16 protein-coding genes and 1 tRNA gene are annotated in these 15,328 nt (G+C 66.2%); 2 read left to right on the top strand and 15 right to left on the bottom strand.

Translation table 11 applies throughout. The features are described 5' to 3' along the window. Window positions 1-35 precede the first annotated feature (35 nt). The 10 genes from EN874_RS12515 to EN874_RS12470 form a co-directional block, all read right to left on the bottom strand. A complete protein-coding gene (locus EN874_RS12515) occupies window positions 36-755 on the bottom strand; it encodes a hypothetical protein (protein ID WP_127425008.1) in 720 nt (239 codons plus the stop codon). A 123-nt stretch (window positions 756-878) separates the two neighbouring features. Then, window positions 879-963: transfer RNA gene (locus EN874_RS12510), tRNA-Leu, on the bottom strand. Window positions 964-1,094: 131 nt separating this feature from the next. Next, the gene (locus EN874_RS12505; RefSeq protein WP_127425007.1) at window positions 1,095-1,715 is read right to left on the bottom strand and encodes a 2,3-bisphosphoglycerate-dependent phosphoglycerate mutase; all 621 of its coding nucleotides are present in this window, start codon (window positions 1,713-1,715) and stop codon (window positions 1,095-1,097) included. Window positions 1,716-1,799: 84 nt separating this feature from the next. Next, on the bottom strand, window positions 1,800-2,621 hold the full coding sequence (gene dapB, locus EN874_RS12500) for a 4-hydroxy-tetrahydrodipicolinate reductase (protein ID WP_127425006.1): 822 nt from the start codon (window positions 2,619-2,621) through the stop codon (window positions 1,800-1,802). Further along, window positions 2,618-4,489: an ABC transporter ATP-binding protein gene (locus EN874_RS12495; protein ID WP_127425005.1), complete on the bottom strand. Its 1,872-nt coding sequence runs from the start codon at window positions 4,487-4,489 to the stop codon at window positions 2,618-2,620. Before EN874_RS12495 ends, dapB begins: the two co-directional genes overlap by 4 nt. Window positions 4,490-4,639: 150 nt before the next feature. After that, window positions 4,640-5,659: a glucokinase gene (locus EN874_RS12490; protein WP_127425004.1), complete on the bottom strand. Its 1,020-nt coding sequence runs from the start codon at window positions 5,657-5,659 to the stop codon at window positions 4,640-4,642. A 368-nt stretch (window positions 5,660-6,027) separates the two neighbouring features. Beyond that, on the bottom strand, window positions 6,028-7,104 hold the full coding sequence (mepA, locus tag EN874_RS12485; RefSeq protein WP_127425003.1) for a penicillin-insensitive murein endopeptidase: 1,077 nt from the start codon (window positions 7,102-7,104) through the stop codon (window positions 6,028-6,030). A gap of 88 nt (window positions 7,105-7,192) precedes the next feature. After that, complete coding sequence (locus EN874_RS12480) at window positions 7,193-8,098, bottom strand: SDR family oxidoreductase (RefSeq protein ID WP_127425002.1); 906 nt, start codon at window positions 8,096-8,098, stop codon at window positions 7,193-7,195. A gap of 12 nt (window positions 8,099-8,110) precedes the next feature. After that, complete coding sequence (queG, locus tag EN874_RS12475; RefSeq protein ID WP_127425001.1) at window positions 8,111-9,268, bottom strand: tRNA epoxyqueuosine(34) reductase QueG; 1,158 nt, start codon at window positions 9,266-9,268, stop codon at window positions 8,111-8,113. Then, window positions 9,249-9,941 (bottom strand): glutathione S-transferase family protein, encoded by a 693-nt coding sequence (locus EN874_RS12470; protein ID WP_126086709.1) that lies wholly within the window; start codon window positions 9,939-9,941, stop codon window positions 9,249-9,251. The genes queG and EN874_RS12470 overlap by 20 nt, the downstream gene beginning before the upstream one ends. A 161-nt stretch (window positions 9,942-10,102) precedes the next feature. Between EN874_RS12470 and EN874_RS12465 the strand changes: the two genes are divergently transcribed. Next, window positions 10,103-10,909: an undecaprenyl-diphosphate phosphatase gene (locus EN874_RS12465; RefSeq protein ID WP_126086708.1), complete on the top strand. Its 807-nt coding sequence runs from the start codon at window positions 10,103-10,105 to the stop codon at window positions 10,907-10,909. Window positions 10,910-11,050: 141 nt separating this feature from the next. Here the strand turns inward: EN874_RS12465 and EN874_RS12460 are convergent, their stop codons facing one another. Both EN874_RS12460 and rsmI read right to left on the bottom strand, forming a co-directional pair. Continuing rightward, window positions 11,051-11,428 (bottom strand): YraN family protein, encoded by a 378-nt coding sequence (locus EN874_RS12460; RefSeq protein ID WP_127425000.1) that lies wholly within the window; start codon window positions 11,426-11,428, stop codon window positions 11,051-11,053. 102 nt (window positions 11,429-11,530) lie between these two features. Further along, window positions 11,531-12,421 (bottom strand): 16S rRNA (cytidine(1402)-2'-O)-methyltransferase, encoded by an 891-nt coding sequence (gene rsmI / locus EN874_RS12455; RefSeq protein ID WP_168247424.1) that lies wholly within the window; start codon window positions 12,419-12,421, stop codon window positions 11,531-11,533. A 212-nt stretch (window positions 12,422-12,633) separates the two neighbouring features. Between rsmI and EN874_RS12450 the strand changes: the two genes are divergently transcribed. Continuing rightward, complete coding sequence (locus EN874_RS12450) at window positions 12,634-12,822, top strand: hypothetical protein (protein ID WP_127424998.1); 189 nt, start codon at window positions 12,634-12,636, stop codon at window positions 12,820-12,822. Window positions 12,823-13,065: 243 nt separating this feature from the next. Here EN874_RS12450 and hemW read toward each other — a convergent pair whose 3' ends face one another. Genes hemW through EN874_RS12430 form a run of 3 tightly spaced genes read right to left on the bottom strand, consistent with a single transcriptional unit; the run spans window position 13,066 to window position 15,328 of the window. Continuing rightward, window positions 13,066-14,244: a radical SAM family heme chaperone HemW gene (hemW, locus tag EN874_RS12440; RefSeq protein ID WP_127424997.1), complete on the bottom strand. Its 1,179-nt coding sequence runs from the start codon at window positions 14,242-14,244 to the stop codon at window positions 13,066-13,068. After that, window positions 14,241-14,918, bottom strand: a complete 678-nt coding sequence (gene rdgB / locus EN874_RS12435; RefSeq protein ID WP_127424996.1) for an RdgB/HAM1 family non-canonical purine NTP pyrophosphatase — start codon at window positions 14,916-14,918, stop codon at window positions 14,241-14,243. Before rdgB ends, hemW begins: the two co-directional genes overlap by 4 nt. After that, window positions 14,918-15,328: a VOC family protein gene (locus tag EN874_RS12430; protein ID WP_127424995.1), complete on the bottom strand. Its 411-nt coding sequence runs from the start codon at window positions 15,326-15,328 to the stop codon at window positions 14,918-14,920. The genes rdgB and EN874_RS12430 overlap by 1 nt, the downstream gene beginning before the upstream one ends.

Raw genomic sequence — 15,328 nt, 5'->3', positions numbered from 1 at the left:
CTGGCCGGAAGGGGAGGTTGGTCGCTATGCTTTCGCTATCCGAGCGACGTCGCCAGCTTGCGCAGCGCCCCTTGCGGATCATCGGCGATGACGGAGCCATGCGAGACAAGGATGCGCTTGAGCGCCGGTTGTTCCGCCCATCGTCTGAACTGCGCTGCGAGTGCCGCCTTGTCGGTGACCATCGTCAGCTTGACCGGCCAGGGTATATGCGGCTCATCACCGGCAAATCCCATCATGCGCAACGCCCAGCCTGCAAAGCCAGATGCGTCGCGGATGTTGCCGACGATATCGTTGAGAACGAGCGTCGTGCCGTTTGGTCCGTCAACTTGCAGCGCCGCCTCGCGATCGCCGGTTCCGGGGACGGCGATGAGCTTGACGTCGGGATCGCCAAAGTCGCCGCGTGTCGCATCGACATGTACCGCCTTCCCGACGCTGTTGAGCGCGCCCGGCGATGCAATCACCTCAAGGGCGGGATAACGATTCTTCCATGGCTTTGCATCGAGCCGGTGATGATCATTAGGGACGATCAGGAAGGCCGGCTGGCCAAAGGCCTCGATCGCGCGCATCTGCTGGTCGTCGAGCGCGATGGCGCTGAAGATGACGAGCCGTTGGTCGCGCAATCGCACCACGGTCATGCGCCGTGTCATGTTGCCGACTGGCATCGGTATGTCGCCGGTCACCGTCAGAATATTGTCGTCGACAGGAGTGAGCCTGCCATGCGGCAGAACCTTCCACTCCTTGAACGGCTTGGGCATCACCTAGCCTCGGTTGACCGACAAGTTAGGAACGGTTCAACTCGAGACGAGTTGCAAGGCACAAAAAAGCCCGGAAAATCCGGGCTTTTTGCTCATCGCGTCAGATCGTCTGAAGCGGGAATTTGGTGCCCAGAAGAGGACTCGAACCTCCACTCCTTGCGGAACACGGACCTGAACCGTGCGCGTCTACCAATTCCGCCATCTGGGCTGGTGGGCGCTCATGTAAGCGGGCAAACGATATGTGTCAACGCGCTTTTTTCGAGACCCGACAATGCTTGCCGGGCGGGCTTGGCGTTACAACTCGCTCCCCGCTTCGGCGGAGCGAGTTGCGAATAGCCCTCACCCTTCCAGCACTTCCTTCTTGGCCACGGTCGAATCGGCGTTGAGCTTGTAGATGACCGGCACGCCGGTGCCGAGCTCGAGCTTGACGATCTCCTCGCCCGACTTGCCGTCCAGCGCCATGATCAGCGCGCGCAGCGAATTGCCGTGCGCGGCCACCAGCACCGTCTCGCCGCGCAGCACATGCGGCTGCACGTCGTGCAGGTAATAGGGCCACACGCGCGCGCCGGTGTCCTTCAGGCTCTCGCCGCCGGGCGGCGCGACGTCATAGGAGCGGCGCCAGATATGCACCTGCTCTTCGCCCCACTTCTTGCGCGCGTCGTCCTTGTTGAGGCCGGAGAGGTCGCCATAGTCACGCTCGTTGAGCGCCTGGTCGCGGATCGTCTCGAGGTCGCTCTGGCCGACCACGTCGAGGATGTGCTGGCAGGTCGTCTGCGCCCGCTTCAGCGCCGAGGTGAAGGCGACATCGAACTTCAGGCCGCGCGCCTTGAGTTTTTCGCCTGCGGCAAGCGCTTCCGCGGTGCCCTGCTCGGTCAGCCCGACATCGCGCCAGCCGGTGAACAGGTTCTTCAGGTTCCATTCGCTCTGGCCGTGGCGCACGAGCACGAGAGTTCCCGACATGTTTGCTCCTTCGTTGAAGCAATTCCGGGAAAAGCGTGTTGCGGTTTTCCGTCCGGAATTGCGTAAAGACAGATTTTGGGGTGCTCAGCTCAGGCCGAGCACGTCCCGCATGGAATAAAGTCCGGGTTTCCTGCCGCGCGCCCAAAGCGCCGCCTTCACGGCGCCGCGGGCAAAGATCGCCCGGTCCTCGGCCTGGTGCGAGAGCGTGATGCGCTCGCCGGTGCCGGCGATGATGACGCTGTGCTCGCCGACCACCGAACCGCCGCGCAGCGTGGCGAAGCCGATTGTGCCGGGCTTGCGCACGCCGGTGTGGCCGTCGCGCACCCGCACGCTGTTATCCTTCAGCGCGATCTCCCTGCCCTTCGCCGCCGCTTCGCCGAGCAGCAGTGCCGTGCCGGAGGGGGCGTCGACCTTGTGCTTGTGATGCATCTCCAGGATCTCGATGTCGAAATCTTGCGGCTCGAGCGCGCGTGCCGCCTGTTCCACCAGCACCGCCAGAAGATTGACGCCGAGGCTCATATTGCCGGATTTGACGATTGTCGCATGGCGGGCCGCCGCCGCGATCTTCGCGTCGTCGTCGGCCGAGCAGCCGGTCGTGCCGATGACATGGACGATGCGCGCCTGCGCGGCGTAGCCGGCGAATTCAACGCTCGCCCTGGGCGCGGTGAAGTCGAGCACGCCGTCCGCCTTGGCGAAGGCCGGCAGCGGGTCGTCGACGATCGGCACGTTGATGATGCCGATGCCGGCAAGCTCGCCTGCATCCTTGCCGAGATACGGCGAACCCGGCCGCTCGACAGCACCGGCGACGCGCGCGCCGGGGATCGTGTGGATGGCGCGGATCAGCGTCTGGCCCATCCGGCCGGCAGCGCCGACCACCACCAGGCCCATATCGCCCGTTTCGCTCATGCGTTTCTCCCGACGGCCTTTTTCGCGCGGCTGCGCGGCAACGGAGTTTGGCCCGAAGTCTGGCTCGCCTTGGCGTCATCGACAAGCCCCAGCCCCTTCTTGCCCTGCACCCGGTGGAAGCGGGCATAGACGCTGTGCGGATCGGCCATTAGCGAGGCATGCGTGCCTTCCTCGACCAGCCTGCCTTCTTCCAGCACGATGATGTGGTCGGCATTGACCACCGTCGACAGCCGGTGCGCGATCACGATGGTGGTGCGCCCTTGCATGACATGGGTCAGCGCTTCCTGGACGCGCGCTTCCGCCTCGTTGTCGAGCGCCGAGGTCGCCTCGTCGAGCAGAAGGATCGGCGCCTGGCGCACGATGGCCCGGGCGATCGAGACGCGCTGGCGCTGGCCGCCGGACAGCGTCACGCCGTTCTCGCCGACCGGCGTGTCGTAGCCTTGCGGCTGCTGGCGGATGAATTCGTCGGCGGCGGCCTGGCTGGCCGCTTGCTCGATCTCGGCGTCGCTGGCCGACAGCCGGCCATAGCGGATGTTGTCGCGGATCGTGCCTTCGAACAGATAGGGCGCCTGCGAGACATAGGCGATCGAGCCGCGCAGCGACTGCTTGGTCACCTTGGCAATGTCCTGGCCGTCGACTTCGATGCTGCCGCTATCGACATCATAGAAGCGCTGCAGCAGCGCCACCAGTGTCGACTTGCCGGCGCCGGAGGCGCCGACGATCGCCGTCACCTTGCCGGCGGCGGCGGTGAAGCTCAGGCTCCTGAGCACCGGCATGTCCTCGGCGTAGCCGAAGGTGACATTGTCGAAGCGCACTTCGCCGCTGGTGATTCTGGCTTCGACCGCGCCGGGCGCGTCGCCCTGCTGCGGCTCGAGGTCGAGCAGTTCGTAGATCATGCGCGCGTTGACCAGCGACCGCTCCATGCCGACCTGCGTGCGCGCCAGGCGCCTTGCCGGATCGTAGGCAAGGATCAGCGCGGTGATGAAGGAAAAGACCGCTCCCGGCGGCTGCCCGAGCACCAGCGCCCGGTAGCCGGAATAGGCGATCACGCCAGTAACGGCGAGGCCGGCCAGCAGATCGGAAATCGGCGTCAGCCGCTCCGACACGCGCGCGATCTTGTTGCCCCGCTGCTCGGCGCTTTCGGAAAGCTTGCCGATGCGGCGCGACAGCTCCTCCTCCATCGTGAAGGCCTTCACGATGGCGATGCCCTGCGTCGCTTCCTGCATGGCGCCGATCAGCCGCGAGTTGATCTGCACGGATTCGCGCGAGATGCGGCGCACGCGGCGCTGCAGATAGACGACGGCCCAGATCAGCGGCGGTCCGATCAGCAGCGAGGAAAGCGACAGCAGCGGATCCTGATAGATCATGACGCCGATCAGGCCGACCAGCGACACCGCATCGCGCGCGATCGAGGTCAGCGTCATCGACAGCAGGTCACGGATGCCGTTGATGTTCTCGTTGACCCGCGCCGCGAGCTGCCCGGAACGCGTGTCGGTGAAGAAGCCGACGCCGAGCCTCATCAGATGGTCGAAGATGCGGCGCTGGTAGCGGGCCACCAGATTGTTGCCGATCTTGGACAGCGTCACCGCCTGGCCATAGGTGGCAAGCCCGCGCAGCACGAAGGACGCCATGATGCCGGCGCAGATCGCAAAGATCAGATCGCCGCGCCGATCGTAGAAGATCTGGTTGACCACCGGGCTCATGATCCAGGCGGCGAAGGCCGTCGTGGCCGAAACGACCAGCGAGCAGGAGATGGCGACGACATAGGACCAGCGGTATTCGCGGCCGTTCTCGGCGATGATGCGGCGCAGGATCGCCCAGGTTTCGCCCGGCGAGGGCTTCGCTTGATGTTGAAGCGACTGGTTCAAATCGGGATTTGTTCCGTGATTTTCGTTCGGCTTCGCAGCATGGCTGCAACTCGGCACCCCTCTTAGCGTCCTCGTCGCAGCTTGCCTATGGCGAAACTTCGTCGCGGTTCACGACGTGTCCCCCGGTTGCGGTCCGAAAGACGTGAAAGATCACGCCCGCCAGTGCCGTCCCGCGGTCTGGACGCCGAACAGCGACGGGGTCCTGGCATAGGCGGCCAGCCCGAGAAGCGCGGCCAGCGGGTGGGTGATCACATAGACCGGCATCGCCCGCATCAGCGCGCTGTGCGGCGCCTTGTCCTCGAAGGCGGCGCGGAAATTGCCGGCTTTCAGCGCCGGCACGATCTTCTGCGCGATGCCGCCGGTCAAGAATACGCCGCCGCGGCTCATGAACACCAGCGCCAGGTCGCCGGCGGTGCGGCCAAGGCAGGTGACGAACAGTTCCAGGGCTTCCTCAGCCACCGGATCGGATTTGGCGAGCGCGGTCGCGGTGATATCGGCCGGCGTGGTGAAGGGTGCCGCCTTGGCGTCGGCCTTGGCGACGGCGCGATAGAGGTTGACCAGCCCGCGGCCGCACAGGATCTGCTCGCCGGAGATGCGGCCTTCGAGCTTCTCGATATGCGGGAACACCTCGAAGTCGCGCGGCGTGCGCGGGCCGATGTCCATATGCCCGCCCTCGCCCGGCACCGGTATCCAGTGGCGAAGCGCGTAGATCAGCCCGGCGACACCGAGCCCGGTTCCGGGGCCGAGCACGACCCGCCCCGCGCTCGGTTCGGGCGTGCCGCCGCCGATCTTTTCCATATGCTCCTCGCCGAGCGCCACGACGGCGAGCGCCTGCGCCTCGAAATCGTTGAGCACGACGATCTCGCTCAAGCCCAGATTGGCAAACATCTGGTGCGGCTTGACCACCCAGGGGCAGTTGGTGAGCCGGATCTCGTCGCCGTCGACCGGCCCGGCCACCGCCAGCACCGCCGAATGCGGCTGGACCGACGAGCGGTCGAGCACCGCCGCCTGGATCGCCTCATCGATGGTCCTGAAATTGGCCGTCTGGACGATCTGCGGCTCGGTCGCTTCCGAATTGGCGTCGAGCACGATCGAGAAGCGTGCATTGGTGCCGCCGATGTCGCCGATCAGGACCGGAAACCGCAGCGCTGTGTCGTCTTCGCCTGCCATGCTATTTGCTCGTCCCGTTCCGGCCGCCTGTCTGTTGGTTGAACTAGCGCATGGGCTTGCAAAGGGAAAGCCGGTTGGCGCCAGTTCCAGGGCAATCGCATATGTCGGCGCCAGCCCCCTCTCCGGCCGCTTCGCGGCATCTCTCCCCCGTTTCACGGGGGCGAGGAAAGCCAATCGCCGAGGGCGCGGCCTTGAAACGCTTGGGTTCCTCGCCGCCACGAAGTGGGGGAGAGATGGCTCGGCGAAGCCGAGACGGAGAGGGGTGCGCCATATGCAATTGCCCTGCCGTTGGCGGAGAGAAATGCCGGCATGGCAATGAGGGGCGGCGCCAACTTCGACAATTGGCCGGGCCGAAGAATGCCCTGGCCTCAGTTCCCCGGTCTCGGCCGCGGCAGCGGAATGCCGATTTTCGGTGTCGGTGCGAAGGCGCTTGCCGCCGCGGGAAGCGCGGCGTCGGAAATCGTCTCGGCCGGTTCGGCCGCGGGCGGTTCGGCCACCGCGACCGCCGCCGCGCTGCCGCCATGATAGGTCACGGCCTCCAGCGAAGGCGCGTCCGCCGCGGCGAGCACCGCCTGGCATTCCCTCGGCAAATTGGCCATCGTCATCAGGTCGCGGGCCTTCGGCGCATCCGGGTTCTTGTTCGGGCGCCACGGCTCCTCGGTGAACCACCAGGCCAGCGGCTTGCCGCAGCCGTCGTCGTCCGGCGTCGCCTCCTGCGCCTTGCAGCCGGGCGAGCCCGGCTGGCAGCCGATGCGCATGTGGAAATGATAGTCGTGGCCCCAGAACGGGCGGATCTTGCGCAGCCAGGAGCGGTCGCCGGTGACGGTGTCGCAAAGCCTCTTCTTGATGCCCGGATTGACCAGGATGCGCTCGACCTCCGGATAGCTTGCCGCGCGCTTCAGCAGCCGCGTATGCGCCGGCGTCCACAGCGCCTCCTTCACCAGATGCGTCTTCTCGTCGACCATCAGCGTCGCGCTCATGGTCTCGCGCTCGGCAAACGTCAGCGGCCGCCGCGGCATCGGCGTCAGCCAGATGTCGGCGTCGAGGCCGATCTGGTGCGATGCGTGGCCGGTCATCATCGGCCCGCCGCGCGGCTGCGAGACGTCGCCGACCAGAAGCCCCGGCCAGCCGTCCGCCTGGGCATCTCTTGCGAGCTTCTCGATCAGCGCGACCATAGCCGGATGGCCCCAGCGGCGGTTGCGCGACGGGCGCATCACCTCCCAGGCCGGGCCGTCCATCGGCAGGGCGACGCCGCCGGTGAAGCAGCCCTTGGAGTAGAAGCCGAAGGATTGCGCCGGCGCCACCGCCGGCAGCTTCGTGGCGCCGAACAGGTCTTTTGCGCGCGGTTCGGCCGAGATCGCGGCCGCGGCCAGCGCGGCCAACGTCACCAGCGCAAGCGCGGCGGTCAGGAACGGCTTCCTGTCGGGCAGCGATCGCAACATCATCAGGTCGGGTCCCCTCTCCAGCGGCGCGACGCAATATCGGCGATATGCTTCAGGCGCGAATCATACCATGTCGCGCGCCTCGCTTCGATCACGAGCGTTTCATCGGGCTGCGCGGCTCCCCGTCCCGCCAGTTGCCGTCGGCCCACATCCGCTCCAGCGCCACCCGATAGGTCGGGAAGCGGAAGCTGTAGCCGGCCGTCTTGATCGCTTTGTTGGCGACGCGCTTGTTCTCGCCATAGAAGGAACGCGCCATGGGCGAAAGTTGGGCGGTCTCGAAAGGAATTTCCGGCGGCGGCTCGACGCCCATCAGTCCGGCGGCATAGGCGACGACATCCTGCGGCGGCGCCGGCTCGTCGTCGGTGATGTTGAAAATGCCGCCGAGATTTTTCCCGGCCAGCTGCCAGAGCGCGCCCGCGATGTCGTCGCAATGGATGCGGTTGAAGACCTGATCCTTCTTGACCAGCCGCCGCGCGGTGCCGTCTTCGAGATTGACCAGGGCGTTGCGGCCCGGGCCGTAAATACCGGAAAGCCGCAGGATCGCCACCGGTTTTCCGATTTCCCGGCCAAGAGCCAGCCATTCCTGTTCGGCCGCCACCCGCATCACCGAACGCTTCGACGCCGGTTTGCAGTCGGCGCCCTCGTCCACCCAGGCGCCGCCATGATCGCCATAGACGCCGACGGTGGAAAGGTAGCCGATCCATTCCAGCGCCGGCATGTTTGCCCGGATCGTCCCGCCCGCGGCGGCGAGCACCGGATCGCCCGCTTCGTCCGGCGCGACCGAGACGATGAGATGCGTGGTCTGCCGGAGCGCGTCGCTGATCTCGGGCGTCAGCGAACCGTCGAAGCGCAGCGGCTCGATGCCCGCCTGCCGCAGCGCCTCGAACTTGTCCGGCGAGCGCGTCGTGCCGAAGATCGGCGCGCCGAGCTCGTTGGCGCGCGCAAAGGCCTTGCCGGAATAGCCGGCGCCGAAGATGAAGAAGCGTCTTTCGCCCATCGATGAACTCTTTCAATGATCCTTTGTGGGATCAGACAGCACCAAGAACCATTCGTCGCGCACCGTTGCGTCGCCTTCGGTCTGCAAGGCCGATGCGGCGCGCGCCGCAAAATCGCGCGCGGGCATCAGTCGCGATAGCGCCCATACTGCCGCACCCCGCACCAGCGGCGAGCTATCGTCGAGCAGGCCGCGCACGATCCGGGTCAGCGAAGCATCGCCGGAGTTGCCGGCGGCGATGAGCACGTTGCGGACAAAGCGGTCGCGGCCGATGCGCTTGATCGGCGAGCCGGAGAAGAAGGCGCGGAACGCCGCGCCGTCGAGGAGCAAAAGCTTCGACAGCGGCGGCTCGCGCAGGTCGTCGCGCGCGGCGAGCTTGGCTTCCGCGGCAACGCTGGCGAACTTGTTCCAGGGACAGACGGCGAGGCAATCGTCGCAGCCATAGATGCGATTGCCGATCTTCTCGCGGAATTCGACTGGGATCGGTCCCTTGTTCTCGATGGTCAGGTAGGAAATGCAGCGCCGCGCATCGAGCCGGTAAGGCGCCGGGAAGGCATCGGTCGGGCAGACGTCGAGGCAGGCGCGGCAGGAGCCGCAATGGTCGATTTCCGCCTTGTCCGGCTCGAGCTCGGCCGTCGTGAAGATGGTGCCGAGGAACAGCCACGAGCCATGCACGCGGCTCACCAGATTGGTGTGCTTGCCCTGCCAGCCGAGCCCGGCGGCTTCGGCAAGCGGCTTTTCCATCACCGGCGCCGTATCGACGAAGACTTTGACGTCGCCTCCCGCCCGCGCCACGATCTTGCCGGCGATCTCCTTCAGCCGGCCCTTCATCACGTCGTGATAGTCGCGGTTTTGCGCATAGACGGAGATCGCGCCGCGATCGCGTTTTTCGAGGACATCGCGCGGCTCGCGGTCGGGACCGTAGTTCATGGCCAGGACGATGATCGAGCGCACCTCAGGCCACAGCGTCGAGGGCTGGGCGCGGCGCAGAACCGTCTCGGCGATCCAGTCCATCGAGCCATGAAAACCGTCGGCGACGAACTCCGCCAGGCGCGCCGGCGCCAGCGGGATCGCGTCCGGCCTGGTCACCGCGATCGCCTCGAAGCCGGCGCGGCGCGCCTCCGCGTCGATCAGCGCGCGCAGTCGGGTTCTATCAGAAGTCGAGGTCCGCATAGTGCGATACCGGCGACAGGCCGCGCACCCGATCGGTGAGCAGCGGCCGGAAGGACGGCCGTGATTTGACGCGCGTGTACCATTCGCGCGCGGCGGCATGCTCGCGCCAGTCGATCTCGCCGAGATAGTCGAGCACCGAAAGCGTCGCCGCCGCGGCGAGGTCGGCATAGGTCACCTTGTTGCCGGCCAGCCAATGGCGCGTGCCGGCCAGCCAGTTGGTGTATTTCATGTGCTGGCGGATGTTGGCGCGCGCGGCGCGGATCGCCGCCGAATCGGGCGAGCCGCCGCCCGCCGTCTCCGGCATGACCGGCTTCAGCACCCGCTCGCGCACCAGGTGGCGGGTGACCTCGCTTTCGGCCTTGCTGAGATACCAGTCGGTCAGCCGGCGGATCTCGGCGCGCTGCATCGGGTCTTCGGCGAACAGCCGCTTGTCGCGCTTGAGCACCCCGCGCGTCTCGTCGAGATATTCGGCGATCACCATGGCGCCGACGATCGGCACGTCGCCTTCGGCCAGCAGGATCGGCAGCGTGCCGGCCGGGTTCAGCGCCAGGAACTCCTTGCGCCGCGTCCAGGGCTTTTCTTCGATCAGCGCCAGTTCCTCGCCATACTCGCCGAAGGCGAGGCGCACGAACCGGCAGGTGGCGAACATCGGATGGTGGAAAAGCGTCAGCATGGTTCCGCGATGATAGGGCGCACTGGCGAATCGTTTCCGGCGCCGGTAAGTCTTGGCCGCCCGATTCCAGGGGATGTCATGTGTTGCGACCTATAGGGGCACTTCCGCGCCATGACAAGCAAGCCCTTCCCGTAGCCGTCACATGAAAGCAGAGGTTGCCAATGGAAAGCCAGACCATCGTCGAAGCACTGCTGCTTGGGCTGCTGGAGGGCCTGACCGAATTCATCCCGGTCTCCTCGACCGGCCATATCCTGCTCGCCGGCCACTTCCTCGGCTTCCATTCCACCGGCAAGGCTTTCGAGATCCTGATCCAGCTCGGCGCGATCCTGGCGATCCTCAGCGTCTATTTCCGCCGCCTCTGGAAAATGCTGCTCGAGCTGCCGCATGACCGGCTGACCCGGCATTTCGTCATCGGCATCCTGATCGCCTTCCTGCCGGCGGCGGTCATCGGCGCGCTGGCGCATGATTTCATCAAGACCTTCCTGTTCGAATCGCCGCGGCTGATCTGCATCATGCTGATCATCGGCGGCGTCGTGCTGCTCGCCGTCGACCGCATGAATTTGAAGCCGGTCTATCGCGACGTCGAGCGTTTCCCGACCAGGCTCTACCTGCAGATCGGGCTGTTCCAGTGCCTGTCGCTGATCCCCGGCACTTCGCGCTCCGGCTCGACCATCGTAGGCGCGCTGCTTTTGGGCGTCGACAAGCGCGCGGCGGCGGAGTTCTCCTTCTTCCTCGCCATGCCGACCATGGTCGGCGCCTTCGCCTACGACCTGTTCAAGAACCGCAACGTGCTGACCTCGGCCGACCTGCCGATCATCGCCGTCGGCTTCGTCGCCGCCTTCGTCAGCGCCCTGATCGTGGTGCGCTTCCTGCTCGATTACGTCTCGCGCAAGGGCTACTCGCTGTTTGGCTGGTGGCGGCTTGTGGTCGGCGGGCTCGGACTGGTGGCGCTGATGATCTGGGGCTGAGCCTTACCCTCCCCCTTGCGGGGAGGGTCGATCCGCAGAGCGGATCGGGGTGGGGCGGCGCCATACCCCCGCCCCGGTTCGCACCGACGCTTCGCGTCGGCTGCTCGCCGACCCTCCCCGCAAGGGGGAGGGTAAAACCCCTCAATTCCTTCCATAAAACGCATTCTCGACATGCACCGGCCAGCGCCAGGGCAGCACCGCCACCATGTCGAAACGTATTGAAAGCCGGCCGTAATCCGGCTGGCGCGACAGCCAGAGGTCGGCCGCGCCTTCGATACGTCGTTCAGAGGCGTGGGCGATCGCCTCCATCGCCTCGATCAGCGTGCGGCGCGCCTTGACCTCGACGAACAGCACCAGATCGCCGCGCCTTGCGATCAGGTCGATCTCGCCGAGCTTGGTGCGGTGACGGCGGGCAAGGATGCGGTAGCCCTTCAGCATCAGCGCCAGCGCCGCCAGCCATTCGCCGCGATGGCCGCGCCGATAGGCTTTTCGCCGGTGGCCGACAGTGCGTTCAGCCATCGCCGTCTTCTCTTTGTTTGACCATGATCTTTTCCGAACCGAAGGTCAGCGAATGCTAAAACCGGCTTCCACTTTTCGCTGACGCGGACCTGCGGTTCGGGATCATGGTCTGTCCCTGAGCTCGAGCAGCCGCCGGTAGAGCGCCTGCTTCTGGCCGCCGGTCATCTTCGCCGCTTCGGCCGCCGCCTTGGAGGCAGGCATTTCGGCGGCTAAAGACAACAGCAGCCGGTCGATATCGGCCGGCTGATCCTCCGCCGCTTCGGGCGGGCCGACGCAGATGACGATCTCGCCCTTCGGCGTGTCGGCGGCCGCGTAGTGACCGGCGAGCGTGGCGAGTGTGCCGGTCCGCATCTCCTCGAAGGCCTTGGTCAGCTCGCGCCCGATCGCGGCCTTGCGCGCGCCGCCGAGCGCCTCGACCATGGCGCCGAGCGTTTCGGCAAGGCGCCGCGGCGACTCGAAGAAGATCAGCGTCGCCGGTACCTGCTTGAAGCTTTCGAGCTTGGTCAGCCGCTGGCCAGCTTTCGCAGGTAAGAAACCGGCGAACAGGAAGGCGTCCGAAGGCAGGCCGGAGGCGGTCAGCGCCGCGAGCGCCGCCGACGGCCCCGGCACCGGCACGACGCGAATGCCGCGTTCCAGCGCCTCGCCGACCAGCCGGTAGCCGGGATCGGAAACCAGCGGCGTGCCGGCATCGGAGATCAACGCCACGCTCTGCCCGGCCGCCAACGCCTCGATCAGCTTCGGTCCGGCCTCGGCGGCATTGTGCTCGTGATAGGACGTGGTGCGCCGCCGGATGCCGTAGCGTTCGAGCAGCACGCGCGAGACGCGCGTGTCCTCGCAGGCGACGATGTCGGCGCTGGCCAGCGTCTCCAGCGCGCGCAGCGTGATATCGGCCAGATTGCCGATCGGCGTCGCCACCAGATAGAGCGCAGGCGCGAGAGGCCGGGCCGGAATCTCGGTCTGCCCGATCACGTAGCTGCGTTTGTCGCCGGTCAAGGATAACCCTCCGCCCAAGCAATTCCAGGAAAAGTGCGTAGCGGTTTTCCGGCCGGAATTGCGAAAAAACAAAATCTGTTTGGCATGGCTCACGGCCGGTTGCAAAACGTGAAGTCGAGGCAAGGAAATCGCCATGCCTTTGCCACAGTGAGGAACGAAACCGGCACCGGTCGATTTAATCCCTGATTCCCCGGAGGAGGCAGGACCGGACGATGCCCAATCGCTTCGATATTTTCATCAGCCGACTTGAAAGCAAAACCGCCCGCGAGGGCACTCCCCCACATCCGATCGCCGTCCAGGACGGCGCCCGCCGCGACAAGGCCGACAACAAGCCGGCGCGTGACGGCGAGGCGCACGGCGAAAAGACCCGCGGCAAGCACCGCCAGAAGCATGATGCGTGATTGGATAGCAGGACGCTCTCCCTCTGATGTAGCGTTCCTTCGCGCCCCCCTCTGTCCTGCCGGACATCTCCCCCACAAGGGGGGAGATTGGCAGCTCCGCCGCCCGGCTTGTCCTTCCGACGTTGGCGATTGGCGAAAGCCGGCATGACATCTGATCTCCCCCCTTGTGGGGGAGATGGCCGGTAGGCCAGAGGGGGGCGCTGTCCCGCCGACGCCATGGGTTTTGCACTCCGCAGTGGAATGCTACCGCGCCAGATCCGCCACCACTGCATCCAGCACGATCATGCCGGCCGTCGTGGCGCGCAGCCGTGCATTGCCGACCGGCGCCACCAATCCTTCCTCCTGCAGCACCGAAAGCCTTGCGCTCGAAAGGCCGCGTCCCGAAAGCGCCTCGTAGCGCGCGAGGTCGATGCCCTCTGCGAGCCTTAAGCCCATGAGCAGAAACTCGTCGGCCTCTTCCGCGCGGGTGAGAACTTCACCACCGGTGACGCCATGCCCTTTGGCCTCGACCAGGTTGAGCCAGGTTTCCGGCATCCTTTCCGCGATCGTCACCGTGCGGCGGCCGTTCTCGACGAAGCGGCCATGCGCGCCCGGCCCGACGCCGACATATTCGCCGTAGCGCCAATAGGTCAGATTGTGGCGGCTCTCCGCGCCCGGCCGCGCGTGGTTGGAGATCTCATAGGCCGGCAGCCCATGCGCCGCCGTCACTTCCTGCGTCAGCGCATAGAGATCGGCGGCCTGGTCATTGTCCGGGATGACGAACTTCCGCGCCGCGTGCAGCGCATGGAAGGGCGTGCCTTCCTCGATGGTGAGCTGGTAGAGCGACAGATGGTCGGCGGCGTGGCCGATCGCCTCTTCGAGCTCCGAAGCCCAGGCCTCGGGCGTCTGGCCCGGCCGCGCATAGATGAGATCAAAGGAGAGCCGCGGAAAGATTTCGCGCGCCAGGCCGATCGCGTGCAGCGCCTCCTCGACATTGTGCAGCCGGCCGAGGAAGCGCAGGTCCTTGTCGTTCAGCGCCTGGACGCCCAGCGACACGCGGTTGACGCCGGCGGCGCGATAGCCGCGGAAGCGCTCGGCCTCGACCGAGGAGGGGTTCGCCTCCAGCGTCACCTCGATGCCGGCCGGCACCGTCCAGTTCCTCGCCACGGCCTCCAGTACCGCGGCGACGGTTTCCGGCTTCATCAGCGACGGCGTGCCGCCGCCTAGAAAAATGCTGGTCACCTCGCGCGGCCCGGTGCGGGCGCGCATGGTCTTGAGCTCCGTCTCGAAGGCGCGCGCAAAACGCTCCTGGTCGACCGGCTGGTGGCGGACATGGCTGTTGAAGTCGCAATAAGGGCATTTGGCCGCGCAGAACGGCCAATGGATATAGACGCCGAAGCCGGGGCTGCGGTCGAGCGGCATGGTCTGGCCGGTGCCGATCATCTTGCGTCGAGCCGCGCCAGGTCCAGGCGAGCCAAATCCAATCGGGCTTGCGCGAACTTCTGGAAGGCGCGGGCGCGGTGCGAAAGCGCCGTCGCCTGGCCGGGCTTCCAGCCATGCTTCTGCTCCGCGCTCATCTCGCCGAACGTCTTGTCGAAGCCGTTGGGCAGGAACACCGGATCGTAGCCGAAGCCGAGCGTGCCGCGCGGCGGCCACACCAGCGTGCCTTCCGCCTCGCCGCGGTAATATTCGGCCTCGCCGTCAGGGAAGGCGAGGCAGATGACGGCGACGAAGCGGCCAGTGCGCTGCGCCGGCTCGGTCGCGCCGACTTCCTGAAGCGCCACCTCGGTGCGCTGCATGGCCATGCCGAAATCGCGTGCGCCGTCCGGCGTCTCGGCCCAGTTGGCGGTGTAGACGCCGGGCGCGCCATCGAGCGCGTCGACGCAGAGGCCGGAATCGTCCGACAGCGCCGGCAGGCCGGTCGCCTTGGCCGCTGCGTATGCCTTGATATAGGCGTTCTCCTCGAAGGTCGTGCCGGTCTCGTCCGGTTCCGCCAGGCCGTATTCCTTGGCCGATTTCGCTTCGAAGCCGAACGGCGCCATCAGGTCGGCGAACTCGCGCAGCTTGCCTTCATTGTGGCTGGCGACGACGATCTTTTGTCCGTTCAATGAATGCATCACAGGCCCCAGATCCTTGGCTCGGCGAACTCGATCGAATTGCCCGATGGGTCGCGGATATAGATCGAATGGCCGCCCTGCGGCCATTCGAAATCGCTTTCGATGGCGATGTTTCTTGCCGCCAGATGCTTGCGCCACCGGGCGATCTCCTCGGCGCTCGCCGTGAAGCAGAGATGGCCTTCACCGACCGTGCCGTGCGGCGGCACCTTTAGTCTGGCGTCGGGCGCTGGCGGAATTTTCGTCGCCTCGGCGTTGAAGATGAGCAGCACGCCGCTGCCGCAGCGGAAGAAGACGTGGCGGCCCTCGACCTTGCCCAACGCCTCGAGGCCGATGATGTCGCGATAAAATGCTTCCGCCGCGGTCAGATCGGTGACGTAGAGGGCCGATTCGAGGATGGCGGAAGGTTTCAT

Source organism: Mesorhizobium sp. M1D.F.Ca.ET.231.01.1.1, assembly GCF_003999155.2.
Classification (GTDB): domain Bacteria; phylum Pseudomonadota; class Alphaproteobacteria; order Rhizobiales; family Rhizobiaceae; genus Mesorhizobium.
The sequence above is the reverse complement of the archived record's forward strand: the minus strand, read 5'-3'. Positions and strand labels throughout refer to the sequence as shown.